The 23,636-nt window shown below is 69.1% G+C and carries 19 protein-coding genes; 5 read left to right on the top strand and 14 right to left on the bottom strand.

The features are described 5' to 3' along the window. The first annotated feature begins 84 nt into the window (after positions 1-84). Complete coding sequence (locus tag QHF83_RS13675; RefSeq protein WP_282418254.1) at positions 85-558, top strand: SRPBCC family protein; 474 nt, start codon at positions 85-87, stop codon at positions 556-558. Here the strand turns inward: QHF83_RS13675 and QHF83_RS13680 are convergent. Genes QHF83_RS13680 through QHF83_RS13690 form a run of 3 tightly spaced genes read right to left on the bottom strand, consistent with a single transcriptional unit; the run spans position 541 to position 4,451 of the window. Beyond that, positions 541-1,758 (bottom strand): tetratricopeptide repeat protein, encoded by a 1,218-nt coding sequence (locus QHF83_RS13680; RefSeq protein ID WP_282418255.1) that lies wholly within the window; start codon positions 1,756-1,758, stop codon positions 541-543. The genes QHF83_RS13675 and QHF83_RS13680 overlap by 18 nt on opposite strands. Next, the gene (locus tag QHF83_RS13685; protein WP_282418256.1) at positions 1,758-3,320 is read right to left on the bottom strand and encodes a SpoVR family protein; all 1,563 of its coding nucleotides are present in this window, start codon (positions 3,318-3,320) and stop codon (positions 1,758-1,760) included. Before QHF83_RS13685 ends, QHF83_RS13680 begins: the two co-directional genes overlap by 1 nt. 21 nt (positions 3,321-3,341) lie before the next feature. Next, positions 3,342-4,451: a DUF444 family protein gene (locus QHF83_RS13690; RefSeq protein ID WP_282418257.1), complete on the bottom strand. Its 1,110-nt coding sequence runs from the start codon at positions 4,449-4,451 to the stop codon at positions 3,342-3,344. A gap of 298 nt (positions 4,452-4,749) precedes the next feature. Between QHF83_RS13690 and QHF83_RS13695 the strand changes: the two genes are divergently transcribed. Both QHF83_RS13695 and QHF83_RS13700 read left to right on the top strand, forming a co-directional pair. Next, positions 4,750-6,450, top strand: coding sequence for a hypothetical protein (locus QHF83_RS13695; RefSeq protein ID WP_282418258.1), 1,701 nt, complete (start codon positions 4,750-4,752; stop codon positions 6,448-6,450). 2 nt (positions 6,451-6,452) lie between these two features. After that, positions 6,453-7,388 (top strand): hypothetical protein, encoded by a 936-nt coding sequence (locus QHF83_RS13700; RefSeq protein WP_282418259.1) that lies wholly within the window; start codon positions 6,453-6,455, stop codon positions 7,386-7,388. Here the strand turns inward: QHF83_RS13700 and QHF83_RS13705 are convergent, their stop codons facing one another. The 5 genes from QHF83_RS13705 to glnE all read right to left on the bottom strand — a co-directional run bounded on the left by QHF83_RS13705 (position 7,389) and on the right by glnE (position 14,859). Next, the gene (locus QHF83_RS13705; RefSeq protein ID WP_282418260.1) at positions 7,389-7,895 is read right to left on the bottom strand and encodes a hypothetical protein; all 507 of its coding nucleotides are present in this window, start codon (positions 7,893-7,895) and stop codon (positions 7,389-7,391) included. A 388-nt stretch (positions 7,896-8,283) separates the two neighbouring features. Further along, positions 8,284-9,612: a flotillin family protein gene (locus QHF83_RS13710; RefSeq protein WP_282418261.1), complete on the bottom strand. Its 1,329-nt coding sequence runs from the start codon at positions 9,610-9,612 to the stop codon at positions 8,284-8,286. Then, entirely contained in the window at positions 9,609-10,979 is a 1,371-nt protein-coding gene (locus QHF83_RS13715; RefSeq protein WP_282418262.1) for a flotillin family protein, read from the bottom strand. The genes QHF83_RS13710 and QHF83_RS13715 overlap by 4 nt, the downstream gene beginning before the upstream one ends. 73 nt (positions 10,980-11,052) lie before the next feature. Next, on the bottom strand, positions 11,053-11,658 hold the full coding sequence (locus QHF83_RS13720; protein WP_282418263.1) for an NfeD family protein: 606 nt from the start codon (positions 11,656-11,658) through the stop codon (positions 11,053-11,055). Positions 11,659-11,883: 225 nt separating this feature from the next. Beyond that, positions 11,884-14,859, bottom strand: coding sequence for a bifunctional [glutamate--ammonia ligase]-adenylyl-L-tyrosine phosphorylase/[glutamate--ammonia-ligase] adenylyltransferase (gene glnE, locus QHF83_RS13725; protein WP_282418264.1), 2,976 nt, complete (start codon positions 14,857-14,859; stop codon positions 11,884-11,886). 165 nt (positions 14,860-15,024) lie between these two features. Between glnE and QHF83_RS13730 the strand changes: the two genes are divergently transcribed. Both QHF83_RS13730 and QHF83_RS13735 read left to right on the top strand, forming a co-directional pair. Beyond that, a complete protein-coding gene (locus QHF83_RS13730) occupies positions 15,025-15,690 on the top strand; it encodes a metallophosphoesterase family protein (protein ID WP_282418265.1) in 666 nt (221 codons plus the stop codon). Positions 15,691-15,828: 138 nt separating this feature from the next. Continuing rightward, the gene (locus tag QHF83_RS13735; protein ID WP_136967543.1) at positions 15,829-16,758 is read left to right on the top strand and encodes a GGDEF domain-containing protein; all 930 of its coding nucleotides are present in this window, start codon (positions 15,829-15,831) and stop codon (positions 16,756-16,758) included. 8 nt (positions 16,759-16,766) lie between these two features. On the opposite strand, the gene trpA is transcribed toward QHF83_RS13735, so the two are convergent. The 6 genes from trpA to QHF83_RS13765 form a co-directional block, all read right to left on the bottom strand. Further along, positions 16,767-17,603 (bottom strand): tryptophan synthase subunit alpha, encoded by an 837-nt coding sequence (gene trpA, locus QHF83_RS13740; RefSeq protein ID WP_282418266.1) that lies wholly within the window; start codon positions 17,601-17,603, stop codon positions 16,767-16,769. Further along, positions 17,603-18,805: a tryptophan synthase subunit beta gene (trpB, locus tag QHF83_RS13745; RefSeq protein WP_282418267.1), complete on the bottom strand. Its 1,203-nt coding sequence runs from the start codon at positions 18,803-18,805 to the stop codon at positions 17,603-17,605. Before trpB ends, trpA begins: the two co-directional genes overlap by 1 nt. A gap of 83 nt (positions 18,806-18,888) precedes the next feature. Then, on the bottom strand, positions 18,889-20,991 hold the full coding sequence (locus QHF83_RS13750; protein WP_282418268.1) for a M13 family metallopeptidase: 2,103 nt from the start codon (positions 20,989-20,991) through the stop codon (positions 18,889-18,891). Between the two features lie 138 nt (positions 20,992-21,129). Next, complete coding sequence (locus tag QHF83_RS13755) at positions 21,130-22,548, bottom strand: hypothetical protein (protein WP_282418269.1); 1,419 nt, start codon at positions 22,546-22,548, stop codon at positions 21,130-21,132. A gap of 40 nt (positions 22,549-22,588) precedes the next feature. Continuing rightward, positions 22,589-23,260 carry a phosphoribosylanthranilate isomerase gene (locus QHF83_RS13760; protein ID WP_282418270.1) on the bottom strand — a complete coding sequence of 224 codons (672 nt, stop codon included), beginning with the start codon at positions 23,258-23,260 and terminating at the stop codon, positions 22,589-22,591. Continuing rightward, positions 23,257-23,634, bottom strand: coding sequence for a response regulator (locus tag QHF83_RS13765; protein WP_136928355.1), 378 nt, complete (start codon positions 23,632-23,634; stop codon positions 23,257-23,259). The genes QHF83_RS13760 and QHF83_RS13765 overlap by 4 nt, the downstream gene beginning before the upstream one ends. Positions 23,635-23,636: the final 2 nt, after the last annotated feature.

Here is a 23,636-nt window from a genome sequence, read left to right on the forward strand (position 1 = left end):
TCCGGGACGCCGGCCATAAAAGCGCCAAACCCCCCCCAGGTCAAGCCTTTGAGCGCGGCCGAATCCGGCTTATAGGCCAGGCGCGTGCCCGTCTTCGAGAAACGTACCCGGATCCAGGCCCCGCCCGAGGTCGTCTTCGCGTTCCACGAGCGTCCGGACGCGCTGAACCTCCTCTTGCCGCCGTGGGAGCATGCCCGCATCCTCGAACGCAGCGGTGGCCTGGAGAAGGGCGCGCGGACCGTGCTCGAGACGTACATCGGTCCCGTGAAACAACGCCTCGTGGCCGTGCACACGGCATACGAAAAAGGGCGGATGTTCCAGGATACGGTGATCGAAGGGCCGTTCGCCCGGTGGGTCCACACGCACACGATGGAGCCGGACGGCGAAGGCGGGACCTTCCTCGTCGACCACATCGATTACGCGCTGCCGCTCGGCCCGCTCGGCGCGCTGTTCGGCGGGGCGTTCGCGCGGCGGAAGCTCGAAAAGATGTTCACGTTCCGCCACGCGGTGACGAAAAAAGCGTGCGAGGGTTCGCTCGGCTCAGCGTTTGTCCGATGAACCGGGCCCGCTGCCCTTCTCGAGCGCAGAGAGCTCGAGGAGCACGGCCTTGACGCGCGGATCCTCGGGATCGAGGGCCTGCGCTTTCTCGTACGCCTCGCGCGCCTCCACGAGTTTGCGCTGCTTGGCGAGGGCGTTGCCGAGGTTCACCCACGCGCTCACGAGCGCCGGATCGAGCGCGAGCGCCTCGCGGTAGACGACCTTCGCGCGCTCGAGGTCGCCCTTCTGCGCGATCGCATAGCCGAGGTTCGAACGGTACGTGGCGCGGCGCGGATCCCGCGCGACGGCCGTCTCCAGGCATCGAACCGCGCGATCGGTGTCGTTCAGCGTGAGCAGCGCGGTGCCGAGGTCGTTCTGGACGCGGGCGTCGTTCGGGGCGAGGCGCGCGGCGCGCTCGTAGGCGCGGACGGCCTGCTCCCGCCGGCCGAGCGCGAGCAGGGCCGTGCCGAGGTTCGTCTGTCGCTCGGCCACGCCGGGCTCGATCTCGGCGGCGCGTTCGAGCTCGCGGACCGCTGGTTCGAGCTGCCCCGTCGCGACGAGCCCGACCCCGAGCGCGGAGTGCGCCTCGACGTCGTTCGGCGAAAGCTCGGTGGCCTTGCGCAAGGCGGCGAGCGCGGCGTCGGCGCGGCCGAGGACGAGGAGCGTGCGGCCGAGCTCGAGGTGCGCCGGCGCATACGCGGGCTCTTTTTGCAGGATCGCTTCGAGATCCTTCACCGCCTGGAGCAGCCCGGGGTGCGTGGGCGCGGCGCCGTAATCGACGGGCGCATCCTCGGCGGACAGGCGCGTCCGCACGAGGCCGACGACCGGCGCGGCATCCTTCGGCGCGAGCGTCTTCGCCTTCTTGTACGCCTTCTCCGCCGCCGGAAAATCGCCCTTCGCGAACGCCTCGTCGCCCTCGGCGAGCGCCTTGTCCGCGGGCGTCCCCGTGCCGCGCGCGAGCTTCGACGGCGCCGGCTGCGCGGCCTGCTCGGTGGAGACGGGCGCGTCGAGCGGGACCCCGGAGCCCGGAGGCGGCGTCGCGGACGCGGGCGCGGAAGCGGGCGCAGGTACGGAAGCCGTTGCGGAAGCGGTTACGGGAGCACTTCCGTAAGTGGTGGGCGGCAACGGTTGGGGGGGCGAGGGCGCGGGCTGCGTGGCGGGGCCGCAGGCGGCGAGGATCACGAGCGTGATCACGCCGCCCGGGCTGGCTCGGTTCTTCATCACAGCTTGTACGGGGTCATCGAATGCTCTTTGCCGTCGTAACGCAGGAGCACGGGCTTGTTGTCGAGGCGCGTCGCCACGGCCACGGGCCGCTTCCAGCAGCGGACGAGCGAGACGAGCGTCTCGCGCGCGTAATCGGCCCGGAGGTCCACGCCGCCGTGCTGGTGCTCGAGCAAGAGCTCGCCGCGATTCTGATGATTCGCGTCGACCACGCGGATGTACGGATCGCCGAAGTTCGTGAGCGAGAAGAGCAGCTTCTCCTTCACGTCGCGGAACTGACGGCTCTCGATCTCGAACCGATCGTTTCGCCCCGAAAAACCGAACGTGTAGAGCTTCTGCTCCAGCACGAATTCGGGGGTCAAGAACTCGTCGATGAACGTGACGTCGTTGTAGAGCGCGCGGACCTGGAAGATCTTCTGCCGGCCGAGGCCGAGGCGCATGTCCCAGCTCCGCTTCGCGTCGAGGTCGTTGCACTCCTCCCATTCGCGGCCGAAGCGCCCCTTGTTCCAGCGCTCCTCGATGTACCGGAAGAGCTCGACCCCGAGCTTGTACGGGTTCAGCCGGCCCGGCGCCGTGGCCATGACGCCCGCGTTGTTGTCGGCGTAATCGATGATCTCCGAGGCATCGAGGATCTTCTCCGTGAGAATCTTCGAATGCCAGTACGCCGCCCAGCCCTCGTTCATGATCTTCGTCTGGCGCTGCGGCACGAAATAGAGCGTCTCGTCGCGGATGACCTCCAGGATGTCGCGCTCCCAGCGCTCGAGCGGCGCGTGATCGAGCAAGAAGCCGAGCACGTCCCGCTCGGGCCGCTCGGGGACCTTGCGCTCGGGTTTGTCCTTCGCGAGCTGCTTCTTCTTGGCCTCGATGTACTCCTCCGGGTTGATGAAGGATTCCATGTACTCCTTCGCCCGGAGCCGCGGCACCTCGATCGGCTTCTCGTCCTCCTCCTCGTCGCCCTTCTTCGCGGCGCCGCGGCCCGAGAACGGCTGCCAGGGGTCGATGAGGTTTTCGAGGGACAGACATCGATCGATGAAATCCTCGACCTTGTTGATGCCGTGCCGCTCGATGTGCCGCGCGACGCGCGCGCCGTGATTCGCCATCTTGTCGATCCAGCGCCGATCGGGGTCGTACGGCGTCGTCTTGCGGACCGGATCGATGATGTTCCCCTTCTGATCGAGGTCGGTCGAGCGGAAGCAGAAGTTGTTCTTGAAGAAGTCCACGTGCGCGTACACGTGGGCCATCACGAGCTTCTGATCCGTCAGCGAGTTCCCTTCGAGCAAATAGGCGTACGAGGGGTTGTTGTTGATGACCATCTCGTAGATCTTCGAGAGGCCATACTCGTAGCTCTTCGAGAGCTGCTCGTACTCCATGCCGTACCGCCAGTGCGGATACCGGCTCGGGAAACCGCCGTACGCGGCGATCTCGTTCATCTGGTCGTACGTCAGGATCTCGAAGATCACGGGGAAGAAGTCGAGGCCATAGTCGCGCGCCACGGCCTCGACGCGCTGCTGTGTGTCCCGCAGGTAGCGGGGGAGCGCGGTGTTCAGGGCAAACTTGCTCATCTCGCCTCTACGCTCCCTCTCTCACTTCCCCTTGCCCAGGAAATCCTTGATGCTCCCCACGATCCCGTCCTTGTCGCGGATCTCGCTCGTCACGACGCGCTCGTCGCGGCCGAAATGCTCGCGCAGGTCCTTGATGAACTGGCCCGAGCCGTACGGGCTCTCGACCTGGCCGTACGCGAACATGTTCGCCTTCGGCAGGATCCGGTTTTTCAGGACGTCCACGCACGAGAGCGTGTCGTCCATCGACCAGTTGTCCCCGTCCGAGAAGTGGAACGGGTAGATGTTCCACTCGTCCGCTGGATAATCGGCGTCCATGATCTGCGCGCAGAGCTTGTACGCGCTCGAGATCATCGTGCCGCCCGACTCGCGCGTGTGGAAGAACGTCTCCCGATCGACCTCGCGCGCGACCGCGTCGTGAATGATGAACCGCGATTCGAGGCCCTTGTATTGCTTCGTCAGCCAGGCGTCGATCCAGAAGGACTCGATGCGAACGATCTCCTTCTGCTCGTCGCCCATCGAGCCCGAGACGTCCATCATGTAAATGATGACGGCGTTCGCGACGGGCTCGGTGACCGTCTTCCACGATCGATATCGCTTGTCGTCCGGGACGGGCACCACGACGGGCTTGTCGTGCTGGAACGTGCCGCTCGCGATCATGCGCTTCAGCGCCTCGCGGTACGTGCGCTTGAAATGGCGCAAGGACTCGGGACCGACGCGCCGGATCCCCGAATAACGGTCGTGCGCATTCGAGATCTTGTTCTTGCCCTTGTCCTGGATGTCCGGCAGTTCGAGCTCTTCGCCCAGGATCGCCGCCAGCTCGTCGAGCGTGACGTCGACTTCGAGGATGTGATCACCGGCGTCGCTGCCAGCTTGCCCTTGCCCGGGCTGCTTCTCGTCCCCGCCGTGGATCGGGTCGCCGGGGTTGCCATCCCCCTGCCCCACGCCCCCTCGCTGCTTGTCCCCGTATCGGAACCGCGGGATGTCGATATGAGGGATGGGGATCGATACGAGATCCTTGCCCTTCCGCCCGACGAGCTCGCCTTGCGAAATGTACTTGCGCAGGTTCTGCCGGATCCTCCCGCGGACGATCTGGCGAAAACGGCCGTGGTCCTGGTCGATCTTCAGCGACACCTCGGAAGTGTAGCAGATCCGATCCAAGCGAGGCTCTTTCTGCCCGACGAACTGCGCGGCCGCCAAGCACGTTTTCCGCACGTCCAGCCTGGTCTACACGAGGGTCGCGTCCCCCGTCGCTCGCGCTCTCGATCGTCGGGTCGCTCACGCGGTCCTCGATTCCTTGCCCGGGGGCGCGGCCGTTCAGCGCGCGGAGCAGGCGGTCAGTGATCCGCGCGATCGCACGGTGAATTGGGCGTCCAGGACAGGGCTTGTGATACGCTCCCAGGTGATGTCGCGGGGCACTTATTCCATAAGGATGCTTTGGTTCTTGCTGTCCTTCGTGGCCCTCGGATGCGGGGGTCGAGCGGAGCTGCTCGGGCCAGGACAAGGCGAGGGCGGCCAAGGCGGCCAGGGCGGCCAGGGTGGCCAGGGCGGAGGCAATCCCTGCGTCGAAGACGGGAACCCCTGCCAGGACGGAAACGCCTGCTGCAGCGGCACCTGCGAAAACGGCGTGTGTGGCCCGAGCGCGTGTCTTCCCGATCAGGCGCCTTGCACGGACGCAAGCGAGTGCTGCGCGAAGATCTGCCAAAACGACCGCTGCGGCTTCAACCAGTGTACCCCCGACGGGTTCGGCTGCGAGTCGAGCCTCGATTGCTGCAGCGGTATTTGCCAGAACGGCATCTGCGGGATCGGCCCGTGTTTGCCCAACGGCGCGAGCTGCATCGAGGGCATCCAGTGCTGCAGCGGCAGTTGCTTCGACGGCCTCTGCGGGTTCGGCGAGTGTTTGCCCGACGGCTTCGACTGCTCGCAGGACCCCCAGTGCTGCAGCGGCGTCTGCAACGCGTTCGGCGTCTGCGGGTTCGACCAGTGCGTGCCCGACGGCGGCTCCTGCGGCGATCTCCTCAAGTGCTGCAACAGCCCGTGCATCAACGGGGTCTGCACCATCGGGCAGTGCACGGGCAACGGCATCATGTGCAGCTCGTCCGACGAGTGCTGCTCGGGCCTGTGCGGGAACGGCGTCTGCCTCGGCAAGCCCTGCACGCACGACGTCTGCGTGGTCGGCCCCGCGCTCGATCCCGGCTGCGGCCCGTGCATCGCGTCGATCTGCAAGCTCGACGCGTTCTGCTGCACCACGAACTGGGACGGGCTCTGCGTGAACGCCGTGGACTCGGTCTGCGGGCTGAATTGCGGCGAGTGCACGGAGGATGGGCTGCCGTGCATGTCCGGGGATCAGTGCTGCTCGCAGGTCTGCAACGCGAAGGGGACCTGCGGCGCGCTCGTCTGCGCGCCCGACGGCAAGCTCTGCCAGACCGGGTCCGATTGCTGCTCCGGGCAGTGCTCGAACGGCGTCTGCGGTCCGCCGCAGTGCAAGTCCGACGGCGTGCCGTGCATGATCGCCGGCGAGTGCTGCACGGCGCAGTGCTCGAACGGCGTCTGCGGCCCGCCCAAGTGCCAGCCCGACGGCGCGATGTGCGCGAGCGCCGCCGACTGCTGCACGGGGCAGTGCTCGAACGGCGTCTGCGGCCCGCCGCAGTGCCAGCCCGACGGCAAGGCCTGCATGACGGCCGGCGACTGCTGCACGGGCGCCTGCACGAACGGCGTCTGCGGCAAACCCGTCTGCCAGCCCGACGGCGTTCTCTGCAACGTGTCGAGCGAGTGCTGCTCGGGGCTCTGCTCGGGCAACGTCTGCGGTCCGCCGGAGTGCCAGCCCGACGGCGCGATGTGCGCGGGCGCGGCCGACTGCTGCAACGGGCAGTGCACGAACGGGATCTGCGGCGCTTCCGCGTGCCCCTCGGACGGCAGCGTGTGCGGCGACTGCGTGGCCCAGAGCTGCTGCAACCAGCTCCAGAACTGCTTCAACAGCCCGACCTGCCAGAACAACGTGCAGTGCTTCCTCACCTGCGTGGCCGGCGGCTCGGGCCCGGGTCAGTGCTTCTTCCAGTGCGTGAACAGCCCGCAAGCCGTGCAGCTGCTCGTCTGCCTCGGATCGAACTGCGGCCAGGGCGTCTGCCTCTAGTCGTGCCCGTCTCGCCCCTCCGGATCGCCGCGGCGTTTTCCCTCCTCGTCTCGCTCCTCATCCCGGAAAACGCCGCGGCAGAGCCGCCCACGCCCGCCGAGTCCGCGCTCCTCCACGACCTCGAGAAGATCGTCGAATCGAAGGCGAACGCAGGCTGGAAGATCGATCGGTACGAGCTCGAGACGATGATGCCGGACGCGCTGCAGAGCATCTGCGGCGCGCCGGAGACGGCGCGGCTCGACGCGCTGGACAGGCAAGCGCGCAAGGTGGAGTCGCTCGGAGGGCCCATCGCCGAGGCGTTTCGCAAGAACGGCGGGAAGCTCAGCGGGCTCTCGGATCTGCTCGCCGCGACACGGGTGCACGATCTGCTCGCCGAAGCGTTGAAGCGCGCGCCTGCCGAGTGCCCGTTCTGGATCACGCCGAGCCCCGCATTCCGTGGTCTGCAGACAGACGCGTCTCGCTTCACGCTGAACCTCGAGACCGGCGGGCTGTTTCTGCTGCGACGAACAGAGGGAGTGTTTCTCCCCGGCGCAGGCACGCTCGGCCGGCTGCTCGTCGGGCGCGGGCTGTCGGAGCGCTGGACGGCGCTCTTCGGTCTGGAGTTCGGCGGATGGGCGATCATCGAGCAGAGCGACGGCACGACGAACTTCCCGCTGGAGTTCATCGGCGCCGCGCCGTTCGTCCTGCGTCACGTGCGAACGACGTGGCAATACGATCTCGAGCTCGCGCCCGTCGTGTTCCTGACGCAGTCGGATCTACGGCCGAGCGCAGGCGGCCGCGTGGGCATCGCAGTGGGCGTCTCGACGCTGCGAATCCGAGGCATCATGCCGTGGGCCGGCGTGCAGCTCTCTGCCGAATATTTCCCGGAGAACGGAGTGCGCGACTCCGTGACGGTGCTGAAGGGCGGCGCGCGCGTGGGCTTCGACTGGGACTTCTGATCAGCGCGAGAAGGAGAGGCCCCACCAGGCAATGACGCGCGGCGAGCCGCCCTGATCGAAGATCACAGGGCCGATGCCGATGCCCGGCGCGATCCCGCGGAGCTCGTCGCGGAGCGCGCGCACGGGCCAACCATGTCCCTGCGCAGGATCGTCATACCGAAACACGAGCGTGGGCCCGCCATCGAGCGACGAGTCCGCGCGCTCGATGCGAAACGGCGCGACCCGGCGGCCGCCCTTGAGGAGGTTCCACCCGATCTCCGCCTCGATGGCCTTGCCCTCCCAGGGCAAGAGGTCCGTCGCAAGGAGGCGAACGAGGCTCCGCACCGCGAGGAACGCGCCAGGCGCAGCAACGAGCGCAAGGACGCGCCCACGCCCTTCACCAATCGAAGAGGGATCGAGGGAGCTCCCAGCCGCATAGATGCGGCGGAGCGACTCGGGATGCGCACCGACGAGCTCGTCGAGCGACCGAACCTGCGAGACGACACGACCGTGCTGCACTGCCTGCATACGCCGGCAAGTCGCACGGTTTGAGACGCGCAGCAACGCGGAAGCTCGTCTTGGGCCGCCGCGCCGCCGGGGCTCTGCCCCGGACCCCGCGGGGGCTATCCGCCCCTCGACCCGGACCAGGGCAAGCCCTGGACTCGGGGTGGAAGAACTGCGCGATGCGCAGTTCTTCCAACGAGCCCGTTGGATCGCCTCGCCAGTCGAAAGGACAGCGCGGCCGTCTTGGTTGGCAGGGTCGTCGGTGGTCTTGAGATCGGCCTGTTCGATGAACTGCGCGAAGCGCAGTTCATCGACCCCGGGTCCAGCGCTTGCGCTGGTCCGGGTCCAGGGGCGGACAGCCCCGGTGGGGCCTGGGGCAACGCCCCAGCGAGGCGTCCCCAGGAAAACCTCGTCAGGCGCGCGGCGTGCGGCCTGGCGGAGGCGTGCTTCGCGAGGGGACCTGCTGCGGCACGGGCGGCGGGGACGGGGGCGCGAGTGCGGGTGCTGGTGCGCTCGTGCCGAGACGGCGCGCGACGTCGGTCAGATCGAGGCCTGTGGCTGCGCGGATCTGCTCGGACATGGCGATGGCCTTGCGCGCGAGCGAGCCGTCGTCGCCTGACGGGAGCACTGAGAGCGTCCCGATCTTCGTCGGCGTGCGGGCGCCTGCGATGTGCGGCAAGAGCGGCATCATCTGCTGGAGTGCGAGGATTTCCAGCGCGCCGGGCCCGGCCTTGCGGATCTCGTCGACGATGCGGTGCAGCGCCTCGGCTTCGGCTTTGCCGAGCTCGATGATCTTCGCTGCTTCGCCGCGTGCTTGCTCCTCGAGGTTCCGCCGCTCGGCGTCGTGCGGCTGGATCACGTCGGCGAGCAGCTGCCGCTCGACCTGGAGTGCGCGGGCCTTCTGGCGGTTGATCTCTGCCTTGACCTGCGCGATCTGCGCGAGGACCTGACCCTTTGCCTCCTGGATCATGGCCTCGCGACGGCTCATCGCGTCCTTGATCCGCTTCTGCGTCTCCTGCCGCGCGATGGCGAGGTCTGCGTCGATCTTGGCGACCTCGCTCTTCGCCCAGTTCTCCGCCTTCTGCTCGGCCGACTCCGCCTGCGTCCTGGCCTCGACGATGCTCGCGTCCATGCGCACGCTCGCGCCACGCATGCGACCGATCGAGTTCAGGTAGTTCGCGTCGTCGGCGACGTTCTGGATCTTCAGCGTATCGAGCACGAGACCCATGCGCTGCATGTCGTGCTCCGCCTCTTCGAGCAGCTTGTCCGCGAACGCGGTCTTGTCCTGGTTGACCTGCTCGGGCGTGAGCTGCGCCAGCACGCCGCGCACGTTGCCTTCGAGCGTCTCGCGCGCGATCGCCGCGATCTCGTCGCGCGACTTGCCGAGGAAACGCTCGACCGCGTTCGAGAGCCGCGGCTCCTCGCCCGGCAGTTTTACGTGCGCGACGCCTTGCACGTTCAGGGGGATGCCGCCCTTCGAGTAGGCGCCCTTCACGGAGATGTCGACCGGGATGTTGTTCAGATCCATGCGGTCGACGCGCTCGAGCAGCGGGATGCGCACCGCGCGGCCGCCGCGCACCGAGCGATAACCGACCTCACGCGAGCCCACCTGATGCGACCCGCCCGAGAGGACGAGCACCTCGTTCGGCGAGCTCACGAGCAAGAGGTTCTTCAGCGTGTAGACGACGAAACCCACCACGACGAACGCGGTGAGACCGAGGACCATGATGATCGGAATCACGAAGCCCTCCCGTGCGATCCGAGGACCTGCTGGATGTCGATGCCCATCGCGCGCCCCGTCTCCTGAAGGACACGCGTCACCGCGGCCGGGTACGCCGCGACGAGCGCGCTGAACGCCTCGACGTCGTTGCCCGCCACCACGTTCACCTCACCGACCTGCGTCTGCGCCACGCGCGCCGCCGCGGCCGTCACGAGCTGCCGGAGCTGCTGGAGCACGTACGCGTCCTTCGCGAGCTGCCCTGCGGCCGCCCACTCCTGCGCCACGAGCCGGAGCGCCTCGGCCGTCGCCTTGCCGTTCTCCACCGTCGGCGCCGCCTCGCCGCGCGCCTTGAGCTCCTGCGCCTTGCGGTTCGCCTCGGCCGGCAGGATGACGTCGCAGTTGAGACGGAGTTTTTCGAGCTCGGCGCGCAGGGCCTGGAGCTCCTGCTCGGCCACGGCGCGCTCGGTCTCGGCCGCGATCTCGGCCTCGTTCTCGATCTGCTTCGCCTCGGCTTCGAGCTTGGCGCTCTCGGCGCGGTAGTTGTTGCGGCTCTGCACGATCACCGTCTCGGCGCGCTTCGCCGCCGTCTCGGCCGCCTGCCGCGCCGCCGCTTGCGCCTCGGCCACCGCCTGGTTCGCTGCGTTCTCGGCGTTCGCCGCGTCGCGCAGCATCGTCGCGATCCGGCCGCGGCCGAGGTTCGCGAGGTAGTGCTGATCATCGGAGACGTGCTGGACCTTGAGCACGTCGAGCTCGAGCCCGAGCTTGTCGAAGTCGTCGCGCGCGTTCTCCACGAGCGTCTCGGCGAACTTCAGCCGATCCTCGTTCACCTCCTCGGGCGTGAGCTGCGAGATGACCTCGCGGAGCACGCCTTCGAGCGTCTGCTGCGCCGCGATCGAGATCTGCGTGGGCGTCGTGCCGAGGAAGCGCTCGACGGCGTTGCGCACGGCCGTGTCGTTGCTCGCGATCTTCACGTTCGCGATCGCGTGCACGCTGAGCGGGATGCCGCCCTTCGAGTAGGCGTTGTGCACCTGCACCTCGACGGGGAACAGCCGCATGTCCATGCGGGCCACGCTCTCGAGGAAGGGCACGCGGAAGCCGCGGCCGCCGTGCAGGATCTTGTAGCCGCTCACCGTGCCGTCGGGCAGGACGTGCTTGCGGCCGCTGAAGACGAGGATTTCGTTCGGCCGGCAGATGAACAGGAACTGCCGCAGGACCGCCACGAAGATCCCGAAGAGCACGATGATGCCGCCCGCGGCGAGCAGCACGAGGACGGCTTGATCGAGGTCGGGCGTCCCCGCGCCCGACGTCTCTGGATACGGACGGCTCGTGCGTCGCTGCTGCGCGTCGATCGACGCGAGGAGGGCACTGCCGAGAAGATGATACCCCATCCGCCGAGCGTAGCAGGCATGACGCCGCGCCCGGTGCGTGATCGACCACGCGATCGCCCGATTTCCTGAGACCTCAAGCGAGCTCGGAGGGCCGCCGCGACACGCGCGCCACGTCGCCCTCCACGTCCTCCACGAGGACATGGTCGCCGCGCGCGATCTCCTCGCCGTCGCTGCGCGCGAGGATGTCGACGCTCTGCCCCTTCAAGACGATACGAATCTTGCCGACCTTGTCCTTGCCGACGGGCACGAGCACGCGCCCCACCGAGCCGCCGGCGTGGGTGACGTCCGCCGACGTCGACGCCGATCCTTGGGACACGAAACGAAATGCGAGCTGCGCGAAGAGGCCCGATGAGAGACCCGAGGTCGCCGCGAGCACGAAGATCACGACGGGCCCCGCGAGCGCGAAGAGGTGCAGGAGCGAGCCCGACATGCCGAAGCCGAGGAGCGTGAAGACCCAGAACCGGAGCGAGAGAAAAAACGCCAGGATGTCACTGGCTCCCGTGCCCGCGGGCGTCGTGGTGAGCGCCTTGCCGGAGACGTCCTTCGCGAGGTCCTTGCCGCCGCCGTCGCTCGCGTCGTGCGCGTCGCCGGCGTCGGCGTCGCCCTTGCCCCCCGATACGATCTGCACGAGCAAGATGCCCAGACCGACGACCAGGGAGAAGAGGTAGACGAGGCCCATCGGCAAGAGAGTATCGCGATCGAAGGGCCGAACGATATGGATCGGCGACCGAGACGCCCGGTCGCCGATCCGTACGATCCGGATCGGCAACCTTGCCTCCAGGGAGGCGATCCCAACGATTCGGATCGGCAACCCGGGCTCCAGGGAGTCGATCCGAACGATCCGGATCGGCAACCCTGCCTCCAGGGAAGCGATCCGAACGATCCGGATCGGCGATCGTGCGCCCTAGCTGCCGCGCAGCACGGCCTCGTAGACCTCGCGCACGCGCATCGTGACCTCCCGGTAGCGCGCGAGCAGCTCCACGGCGGCCTGCGCGCCCGGTCGATCACGGATGCCCATGCGCCGCGCCAGCGGCCAGAGGCCCGGCGCGCTCTCTTCGAGCAGGTGCGACGCGTCGGCGTGCACGATCCGGATGCGCCCGCCGAGCTTGCGCAGGAACGCATATCCATCCCGCAACGCCTCGGCCTGATCCGGCGAGAGCTTGCCCGACGCCGCGAGCGCCTCGATCGCGAGCGCCGTCTCCGTGGTGCGTACGCCGGGATCCGCGCCGCTCAACATCTGCAAGAACTGCACGCAGAGCTCGAGCTCGAAGAGCCCGCCGCGCCCGAGCTTGAGGTCGTATCGGCCATGCCGCTCCAGCGAGAGCTCCTGCTCCATGCGCCCGCGGAGCCGGCGGAGCTCGTCGGCGACCCGCGCCGGATCCCCCGGCATCGCGTAGGCCGCCGCGTGCGCGATCTCGATGGCCCGCGCCCCGAGCTCGACGTCACCCGCCACGGCGCGCGCCCGCAAGAGCGCGAGGCGCTCCCAGGCCGCGGCCTCGACGTGCGGCGTGTCCGGCCCCTTCGCGTGGTAGCGCGCGAAGGCGTCGATCGACGTGACGAGCAAGCCCTGGTTGCCCGAGGGCCGGAGGCGCGTGTCGAGCTCGTAGCCGGGCCCTGCGGGATGGAGGATCGAGATCAAGCGGATCACGCGGCGCGCCGAGCGCGCGAAGAACGCGTCGGGATCCGCGCCGGCCGGGGCCTTCTCCGGATCGAAGAGGAAGAGGACGTCGAGGTCCGAGCCGTAGCCGATCTCGCGCCCGCCGAGCGTGCCGACGGCGAGCACGGAGAGGCCTCGCACGGGCTCGCCTTCCGGCGTGCCGAGCGCATGCCGCGTCGCCGCTTCGAGCGAGGCATCCGCGAGCTCCGAGAGCACGTAGCCGACCTCGCGCGGGCCGAGCTCGCTCGCGAGATCCGCGAGGCCCACGTCGATCACGACACGCGCCTTCGCCTGGCGGAGCGCGCGGACGAGCTGCTCGTCGGGATCCTCGTCCGCCGTCGCGGCCTCGCGCTTGGCCTGTTCGAGCTCCGCGCGCACGGACGCGCGCGTCGGGACGCCACGCGCGAACAGGATGCGATCGCCGTGCTCGGGGTGCTGCACGAGCGCCTCGGCGAGGAACGCGCTGCCCCCGATCGCCTCGACGAGCCTTCGCACGAGGCGCGGCTCGTCGCCGAGGAAACGCAGGTACACGCCGGGATGACGGAGCCGCGTGAAGAGCCGGCGTAACGTGCGCGCGGCCTGCTCGGGATCGGCCGCGTCGGCCACGGCGTCGAGGACCGCCTCGCCGAGCCGAGGATACGCCTCGCGGCTGCGCGCGCCGAGCACGGCGTCCGGGCGGCGCGAGAGGTCGAAGAGATCCCGCGCGACGTCACCCCAGCGCTCGACGGTCTCGAGGGCATCGGTCGCTTCGGGCGTCGCGCCGGGCAAGGAGACCTGCGCGACGCGGCGGAAGGCCGCCTCGAACGCCGCGGCGTCGCCGTCGTCGAGCGCGGCGAGGGCCTCGGCCCAGGGGGAGGGCGCAGGCGCGCCGTCGGGCACGAGCGAGCGAAAGCGCTCTTCGACGCGGCGGAGGTGTTTTGCCAGGTCGACCTCGAACGCCTCCGCGGATGCGAAGCCGAGCGCCCGCGCGAGCCTGCCTGCGGACTCAGCGTCCGCGGGCCAGACGTGCGTCTGCAGGCCCGTGGCGAGCTGCACGGCGTGCTCGGCGCGGCGGAGCACGAGGTAGGCCTCGGCGATCTCGCGCGCCTCGCGATCGGTCACGAACCCGGCCGCGCGCAGGCGCCGGAGCCCATCGAGCGTGCCCTTCACGCGGAGGCGCGCCTCGCGGCCGCCCCAGATGAGGAGCAGCGTCTGCACGAAAAACTCCGCCTCGCGGATGCCGCCCGATCCGAGCTTCAGATCCCGCCCCGGCTCGCGCGAGAGCTCGGTCCGCGCCCGCTGCACGAGCTTCGTCATCTCGACGGCGATCGTCGGATCGACGCGCCTGCGCCACACGAACGGCTCGAGCGCGGCGAGCACCTCGTCGCCGAAGTCGAGGTCCCCCGCGATGGGCCGCGCGCGCACGAGCGCCGCGCGCTCCCACGTCCGCCCGAACGACTCGTAATACCGCTCGGCCGCGGCGAGCGAGTTGACGAGCGGCCCGCTCCGCCCCTCGGGCCGCAAGCGCAGATCCACGCGCCACACGAACCCGTCCGCGGTCACGTCTTCGAGCGACGCCGTCACGCGCCGCGCGACACGCGTCCAGAAGTCGTGGAGCGGGAGCGTCTCGCCGCCGCCCTGCGAGCACCCGCCCTCGTCGGTGTCGTAGAAGAACACGAGATCGACGTCGGATCCCACGTTGAGCTCGCCCCCGCCGAGCTTGCCCATGCCGAGCACCACGAACCGCGCGGGCGCGCCGCTGTCGCGCCGCGGAGGACCGAACCGCGCCGAGAGCTGCGCGATCGCGGCCTTCACGGCCGCGTCGATCGTCACCTCCGCGAGCACCGCGATCTCCTGCGACGTCACATCGACGTCGGCGCCCCCGAGCGAAGGTGGCAAGAGCTCGCGCAGCGCCACGCGGATCCGCTCTTCCCGCGCGAATCTCCGCAGCTCCCGCGCCACGCGCTCGCCGTCGTCGCCGTCCCCGATCCGCGCCCGGAGCCTCGCGACGAGCCCGGCGTGATCCCGCGCGGCCTGGTGCCCCTCGGCCGCGATCGTCTCGACGATCTCGGGCGACGCTTCGAGCGCGGGAGCGAGGCCCGGGTAAGCGCTCGCGAGCAGCACGGCGAGGGCGAAGCCGACCGAGCCGGGTTCGAGCCGCTCGGCGAAACGCGCGGCGTAGATCTCGGCGCGCCGCCGATCGACCCGCTGCGCGAGGGCGTGGAGCCGGGAGCGCCGGAGCATCGGAAGGCCGCAACGTAGCAGCGACGCGCGTCCGGCGCCTCGTCTCGTTTTTTCCTTCTTCCTCGGGGCCGCGCCGAGCAGGCGGGGCGGAAGCATCGCCGATCTCCCTCCCGTCGATCCCGATGCGCCTTGGCGAGTCTCCGCCCACCTCCTATGCTCCGCTGCGTGCGTCTCCTCTGCCTGTCCGACATCCATGGACGCGCGGATGCGCTCTCCGCCGTGCTCGCGGTGGCCGAGCGCCGCGGCTACTCGAAGATCCTCGTCGCCGGCGATCTCTGCTTTCCCGGCCCCGATCCGCTCGAGACGTGGCGTCGCCTCACGCAGATACAGGCCATCCTGGTCCAGGGCACCGGCGATCGCGCGCTCGCGACACTCGACATCAGCAAGGTCGTCCCGAAGAGCCCTCATGAGCGCTCGCGGCTCGAGCGCCTCTCCGCGGTGCGCACCGAGCTCGGCCAGCTCATCCTCGCGCGGCTCGGCCGGCTCCCCACGACCCACCGGATGAACCTCGAAGACGGCAGCGAGCTCCTGCTCGTCCACGGATCCCCGGTCGATCCGTTCGAGCCGTTCTCCCACGACATGACGGACGAGGAGATGGCGGCCCTGCTCGGCGACGACCCGGCGGACGTGATCGTCTGCGGCGGCTCGCACGTGCCGTTCGACCGCATGGTCCAGGGCGTGCGGATCGTGAACGTGGGCAGCGTCGGCGAAGCCCCGGGCGGCGAGGGCGCAGGGCAAGGCTTTTCGCATGCCGATGTCACGCTCCTCGAGACCAGCATCGCCGGCGTCGAGGTCGAGCAGATCTCCGTCCCCCTCGGGAAGGCGGCTTAGTGAGGGCGCGGCGAACCCATCGGCGTTTCAGTCGGCTGGCTTTCTTTCATCTTCTTGTAACCCCGAGAAACCACACCGTCCCTGCACGGTAGCCGTTCCCAAACGACGACGTGCAGCGCTATGATGTAGTTTGGCAGCATGAACAGCGGGCCGCCTGACGACGATATCGAAGCCACGCGGGTCGCCCACGTGAAGGAGCTCCAGGACGAGCTCAGGGCTCGATCGCAGCGTGATCGCGCCTATCTCATCGTGCTCGTCGGCTCGAACGTCGGCGAGATGTTCGAGGTCGAGTTTCCGGAGACCGTCCTGGGCCGCGGGGCGAACGCCACGGTGCGTCTGAACGACGACGGCATCTCGCGTCGGCACGCGCGGCTCGTCCGCGCCGGCAACGACGTGGTGCTGGAAGATCTCAACAGCTCGAACGGCACCTCGGTGAACGGCGAGAACATCAGCCAGCGCATCCTGCGCGACGGCGACAAGATCCGCCTGGGATCGACCACGATCCTCAAGTTCACCTACCACGACCACCTCGACGTCAGCTTCCAGCAGCAGATGATCGATGCGGCGCTGCGCGACGGGCTGACGAAGGCGTTCAACAAGCGCTACTTCCTGAGCCGCCTCGAGACCGAGATCGCCTACGCGAAGCGGCACCGCGCGCCGCTCTCGCTCGTGATGTTCGACGTCGACCACTTCAAGCGCGTGAACGACACGTACGGCCACCTCGCCGGCGACTACGTGCTCACGAAGATCTCGAAGCTGACGATGAACACGGTGCGGACCGAGGACGTCTTCGCGCGCTACGGCGGCGAGGAGTTCGGCGTGATCTGTCGCGGTGTGTCGCTCGGCAACGCGGGCATCCTCGGCGAGCGGCTGCGCTCGGCCGTGGAGACCGCGTCGTTCGAGCACGAGGGGACGCGTATCCCCATCACGATCAGCGTCGGCGTCGCCGCGAGCCCGGATCTGCCGGTGGAGACGCCCGAGCAGCTCATCGCCGCCGCCGACGAGGCGCTCTACCAGGCGAAGCGGACGGGTCGAAACCGCGTCCTCCTGAAGCACGGGACAGGCTGACAGGCTTTCTACGCGGGTTCGTCGAGGGCCCGTCGCAGATCGCCGACGAAGGAACGGACGACGCGCCGTTGTTCGTCGCCGCTCGCGGCCTGCTCGATGCGCCGCGCGAGCGCGGTGCCGACGACGACGCCATCAGCGCCGCCGGTCGCCTCGCCCGCCGCGAGCCTCGCGCTCACGCCGCTGTCGATGCCGAAGCCGACGAGCACGGGCCGATCGAACGACCGACGCATCGCCTCGGCATCCCGCGCAGCCGCGGCGAGATCCGACGGGCTCGCCCCCGTCACGCCCGTCATCGAGATCGAGTACACGAACGCGCGAGGCGCGCCGTCGAGCGGCATGGAAGCGCGCCGGATCGCCTCGACCCGCGCCGCGTGGCTCGTCGGTGAGACGAGCGGCACCACGCCGAGCCCCTCGGCCGCGCACGCGCCTCGGAGCGGCCCCGCCTCCTCGGGCGGCAGATCCACGACGAGCAGCGCATCCACGCCGGCCTCGCGCGCGAGCCGCGCGACCTTTGCTTCCCCCGCGACGAGCACGGGGTTGTAGTACGTGAACAGGACGAGCGGCGCTTCCGAGCGAGCGCGGATGCGCGACGCCACGTCGAGCACGCGTTCGAGCGTCGCGCCCGCCGCGATCGCTCGCTCCGCCGCGCGCGCGAGCGTCGGGCCGTCGGCGGTGGGATCACTGAACGGCACGCCGAGCTCGAGGATGTCGGCGCCCGCGTCGATCGCCTCGACCGCGAGGAAGCCCGACGCCTCGAGCGAAGGATCCCCGACGCAGAGGTACACGCAGAGCGCCTTCCGGCCCGCGCGACGGAGCTCGACGAAGCGCTGATCGATCCGGTGCATCACTTCCCTCCGCCGTACGCCGTGATCGTGTCCAGGTCCTTGTCGCCGCGGCCCGAGAGGCAGACGAGGATCCGCGCAGGCCGTCCCCTCGCCTCGGCCTCGCGCCGCGCGATCGCCCCGATCGCCGCGAACGCGTGCGCCGTCTCCAGCGCGACCACGATGCCTTCGGCGCGCGCGACCTCCCGCGCCGCGTCGAGCGCCTCCGTGTCCGTCGCCGAGACGTACGTCGCGCGCCCCGTGTCGCGCAGCCGCGCGTGCTCCGGCCCCACGCCTGGATAGTCGAGGCCCGCGCTCACCGAGTGCGCCTCGTTCACCTGCCCCGCGTCGTCGCAGAGCACGTACGTCTTCGCCCCGTGCAGCACGCCGACGCGCCCGCGCGAGAGCGTGGCCGCGTGCTTGTCCGTGTCGAGCCCGTGTCCCGCGGCCTCGACGCCGTAGAGCGACACGCTCGGATCGCCCTCGAACGCCTTGAAGATCCCGATCGCGTTCGAGCCGCCGCCCACGCACGCGATCACCGCGTCCGGTAGCGCCCCGCGATCCAGGCACGACGCGCGCGCCTCGTCGCCGATGATCCGCTGCAGCGACGCAACGAGCGTGGGATACGGGTGCGGTCCCGCCGCACTGCCGACGCAGTAGTACGTCGTGCGCACGTTCGTCACCCAGTCGCGCAGCGCCTCGTTCATCGCGTCCTTCAGCGTCCGCGATCCCGACTCCACCGGCACCACGCGCGCCCCGAGCAGCCGCATGCGCGCGACGTTCGGCGCCTGCCGCTCCATGTCGAGCGCGCCCTGGTAGACCTCGCACGGTAGGCCGAGGAGCGCCGCCGCCGTCGCCGTCGCGACGCCGTGCTGCCCCGCGCCCGTCTCCGCGATGATCCGCGTCTTGCCCATCGCCTTCGCGAGCAAGAGCTGGCCGAGCGCGTTGTTGATCTTGTGCGCCCCCGTGTGACAGAGGTCCTCGCGCTTGAGCAGGAGCTCCGCGATCGCGCCTCCGTCGGGATCGATCCGCCGCGCGAGCCGCTTCGCCTCCGTCAGGGGCGTCGGCCGCCCGACATAGCTCCGCAAGAGCTCGTGGAGCTCCGCCTGGAACGAAGGCGCCGGCAAGATCTCCTGCCGCGCGCGATCGAGTTCCTCGAGCGCGGGCACGAGCGTCTCTGCGACGAAGCGCCCTCCGAACTGTCCGAAATACCCTGCCCCGAGCACCCGAGAAGCCTGCTCGCCCGCGTACTACCGGGCGAGCAGGTCCTTCCTGAAAGGCGCGTGCAGCGCGCCCCGCGGCGCGCAGGTCACCAAACGGCGCACATCTTCGCCGGGTGCATCGGCGTGCCCTCGGCGCACGAGAACGCCTGGGCGAACTCGGGCGTGTTCACGAGCGGACCGTTCACACGGAACTTCGGCGCCGAGTGCGTGTTCGTCTTCGCGTGGAGACGCGCGTACTCGTCGCGGCTCTTGGCGCACCAGGCCTGCGCGTGCGCGAGGAAGAACTGCTGATCCTCGGTGAAGCCGCCGGCGACGGTCATGTTCGCCGCGCCCTTGCGCATCTCGCGGTAGGCCATGAACGCGAGCCTGATGCCGCCGAGATCCGCAATGTTCTCGCCGAGCGTGAGCTTGCCGTTGAGCTTCACGCCGGGCAGCGGCTCGTACGTCGAGTACTGCTCCTCGACGCACGTCGTCTTCTTCTTGAAGAGCTCGCCGACGGCGGGCTCCCACCAGTTCTCGAGGTTGCCGTTGCCGGCGTACTGCGAGCCCTCGTCGTCGAAGCCGTGCGTGAGCTCGTGGCCCACGACCATGCCCATGCCGCCGAGGTTCACCTGGATCGCCGACTTCACGTCGTAGAACGGCGGCTGCAGGATGCCGGCCGGGAAGACCATGTGGTTCTTCTGCGCGTCGTAGTACGCGTTCACCATCGGAGGGCTCATCTGCCACTCCTCGCGGTCGACGGGCTTGCCGATCTTGGCGAGCCTGCGCTTCTGCTCGAACGCGCCGGCGGCCATCGCGTTCTTCCCGTAGCTCTTCCGGTCGATCTCGAAGTCGTAGCTACGCCACTTCGCCGGGTAGCCGATGAGGTAGGCCATGGTGGAGAGCTTGGCGAGCGCGCGCTCCTTCGTCTTGTCGTCCATCCAGTCGAGCGAGCGGACGCGGACGCCGAAGGCCTTGCTGATCTCCTGCACCATCTGCTCGGCGGCGCGCTTCGAATCGCCCGCGAAGTGCCGCGATACGAATGGCTGCGCGACGAGCTCGCCGAGCGCGTGATCCGTCGCCTCGACGCACCGCTTCCAGCGCGGCTTCTGCTCCTTCAGGCCGAAGAGGCGGGCGCGAAGGGAGAACGCTTCGTCCACGAACGGCTTCGACAGCTCGTCGGCCGACGCGCGCACGATCTGCCACGTCAGGTAGCTCTGCCAGACGTTCGGCTTCACCGACGCGAGCAGCTTGTCGAGGCCCTCGAAGAAGGGGATCGACGTGAGGTTCGCCTGCTTCACGTCCGAGATCCCGAGCGCCTTGAAGTACGCATCCCAGGGGAACGTGGGCGCCTTCTTGGCGAGATCCGCGCGGCTCACCATGTTGTAGATGCCCTTCGGATCACGACGCTCCACGCGCGTCTTCGAGATCTTGGCGATGTCGGTCTCGAGCGCGAGCACGTCCGCCGCGGCCTTCTTCGCGTCCGCCTCGGCGAGCCCCGCGAGCTTCAGCATGCGCTCGACGTGGGCCACGTACTCGGCGCGGAGCTTCTTCGAATCGTCGTCGTCCTTCGTGTAGTAGTCGCGGTCCGGCAAGCCGAGGCCGCCCTGATCGAGCGTGGCGATGACGCGCGTCGCGTCTCCGGGATCCTGTTCGCCCGAGATCCAGAACAGCGGGAAGATCCCCTTGCCGTGCAGGTCGGTGACCAGCGCGGTCACGTCCTTCGCCGACGAGACCTTCCGCGCCCGATCGACGAGCGGCTTGATCGGCGTGATGCCCGCGGCGTCGACGGCCGCCTCATCCATGCACGCGGCGTAGTAGTCGCCGATCTTCTGCGTCGTCGGATCGGGGTTCTTCGCCTTGCCCGCGTCCTCGAGGATCGTCTTCAGCGCGAGCTCGTTGCGCTTGTCGATCTCGCTGAAGCTCCGCACCCAGGTCGCCTCGTCGGACGGGATCTCCGTCGACTTGAGCCAGCCGCCGCAGGCGAACGAGTAGAAGTCCTTGCAAGGATCGACGGATTTATCGAGCGCGGCGCCGTCGAGGCCCACGCTCTCCAGCGTGACCTCCACGGGCGGCGGGCCCTTGTCGGCGGGCGGAGCGACGGTGGGCACGGGGCCCGCGGTGTCGGTGATGGGCTCGGGTGTAGCCGAGCCACACCCAGCGAGGAGGGACATCGCCACGGAGGCGAAGGCGAGGGAAAGCGTGCGCATACGAGTCTCCGGTCGGGGGAGCGGCATCCTAGGACGAACCGCGGACGTCGCAACGATGGACGTCGCTCCGAAGCCCGTGTGAACCCGCGAGAGCGCGTGAACCGGAGAGGACGTGGAAGGCCGTGTTCGAGACTGCGATCAGCGACGCGAGATTTCTACGCGCCGCCGGCCCCTGCGCGCCGCGACGGCCGCGCCGACCGCGAGGCCCGCGATCCAGCCGAAGGATGCATCGCTCCCGCCGCCGACGACCCGACACCCGCAGCTCGCCTCCTCGCCACCGTCCGTGCCGCCGCCGTCGCTCCCGCCCCCGCCTCCGCTTCCGCCGGCAGCTCCGCCTCCGCCCGCGCCTCCGCCGCTTCCACCGCTTCCGCCGCTTCCGCCGCTCCCGCCGGCGCCTCCGATGCCGCCCGCGCCACCCTCACCGTTGAGCTCGTAGGCGCCGATGTCGATCGTGCCGACCGTCGTGCGTTTCGCGCCGTCGTACGGGTGTACGTACTGAATCTTGGGGGTCAAATCGATCCCGCCGCCCATCCCCGGCGCCTCGCCCGCGTCCACGCAGGGCGAGCCTTCCTTCAGCCGGTAGTTGAACCCGGCCTGGTCGACGAACATCGGATCGCCCTGGAAGTTCTTCCCGAGGCTCGCGTTGCCCTGGTTCGTGAGCGTCCCCGGCCCGACGAAGATGTTGTTCCGGATGACGGCCGGCACGGCGTTCGAGCCGATGTTGAGGAACGTGCCGCCGTTCGGGCGCTCGTTGACGAACGTGTTGTTCACGACGAACAGCTCGGTGATCGGGTTCGCCCCGTTCGACTCGAGGCCATAGGCGAGGATCGAGCTGTTGTCCGTGTTCGGCCCCTGCTGGATGAGGTTGCCGATGATGAACGTCAGGCCGCTGCTCGGAATGTCGATCTCGTAGCTGCCCGTCCCGTCCTCCTGCGTGAGGCGGTTGTAGAGCACGTGGTTCTCGAGCGCGCGGCTCTTCAGGAGGTGGCCGATCTTCGATCCGTGCGACCAGTTGTGCTGGAAGACGAACTTCTTGACGTGGTTGATGTAGAGGTTGTGCGACTGGCCGTCGCCCGCGCCGTTCTGCGCGAACTCGCTGAACTCGATCAGGATCGTGCTGTCCGGGTTGTCGCCGGCGAGGATGCCGTTCTCGTTGTCGTGGAAGTAGCTGTTGCGGACCGTGAGGTTCGCGCCTTCCTGACGGATGCCCGCGCCGTTCTTGGCCGGGACCGCGGCGCCCGAGAACTCGATGTACTCGATCGTCGTGTCGTTCCCCGCGATGACCCAGGTCGCCTTGCCGCCCGAGTTTTTCCCCCCCGCGTCGATCTTCGCGACCCCACCCACGCCGCGGATCAAGAGCCCGTTCTTCGACCAGCTGCAAACATCGCCGGTGTAGTCCCCGGCCGCGTCGATGTGGATCCAGTCGCCGTCTTCCGCCGCCGCGATCGCCTGGCAAGGCGTCTCGTACGTCTTCCCCGGGCCCACGCTCAGCGTCCCCGCCGATGCCGTCGCCGCCACGAGCGCGCACGGCGCCGCAACGAGAACTGCCCAAAGCACTCTCGAACCACTACGCATCATCATCACCAAGACCTCCTACCTACGCGTCGTCCGCGCCGTCCGCCGCTCCTGCGGCTTCCTGCGCGGCGCGCCGAGCTTCGTGGACGAACGCGCGCATCTTGCGCTCATCCTTCACGCCCGGCGCGTACTCGACGCCGCTCGCGACGTCGACGCCCCACGGACGCACGACGCGCACCGCCTCGGCGACGTTGTCGGGCCCGAGCCCGCCCGCGAGCAGGAGGCGACGCGCACGCGCGAGCTCGACGACGAGCGCCGGATCGACACGCACGCCCGTTCCCCCCTTTTGTCCCGGGACATGCGCGTCGACGAGCAGGAGATCACCGCCGTACCGCGCCGCGAGCGCGACATCCTCCGCGCTGCCGACGCGCAGCGCCTTGAACGCGCGCGGCCCGAGCGCGTCGATCACCTCGGGCAGCTCGTCTCCATGGAGCTGCACGCGATCGAGCCCGACTTCTCGGGCGAGCTCCTCGACGCGCGGCGGATCCAGATCGGCCACGACGCCGACGATCTCGACGCGCCCACGCGCGGCATCCGCGAGCGCACGCGCGAGCGTCACGTCGATACGACGTGACGAACCTGGAACGAAGTTGAGGCCGATCATGTCGGCGCCCGCGGAGACGGCGGCCTCCACGTCCTCGATCCGCGTAAAGCCGCAGATCTTGACGTGGAGGGCCGGGGGGGGCCGATTCACTCGATGCCGAGGAGCTCTTTGACCTTGGCGATCACCTGCGGCGCCTGGATGGGCTTGGTGATGTACGCGTTCGCGCCGAGCTGCAGCGCGCGCTGCCGGTCTTCTTGCGAGCCCTCGGTCGTGATGATGATGATCGGCGTGTCCTTGTGTACCGGATCCGACCGGACACGCTTGACGAGCTTCAGCCCGTCCATGATCGGCATGTTGATGTCGGTGATGATGACGTCGTACTTCGTCGAGGCGAGCTTGCGCAGGCCGTCGACGCCGTCGTCCGCCTCCGTGACGCGCAGGTTCTTGAGCCGCGCGAGCGCGAAGACCAAGAGCTGCCGCATCATGGGCGAATCTTCGACAATCAGGCAGGAGTACTCGGCCATCG

The sequence above is a fragment of the Polyangium sp. 15x6 genome (assembly GCF_029960785.1).
Classification (GTDB): domain Bacteria; phylum Myxococcota_A; class Polyangia; order Polyangiales; family Polyangiaceae; genus Polyangium.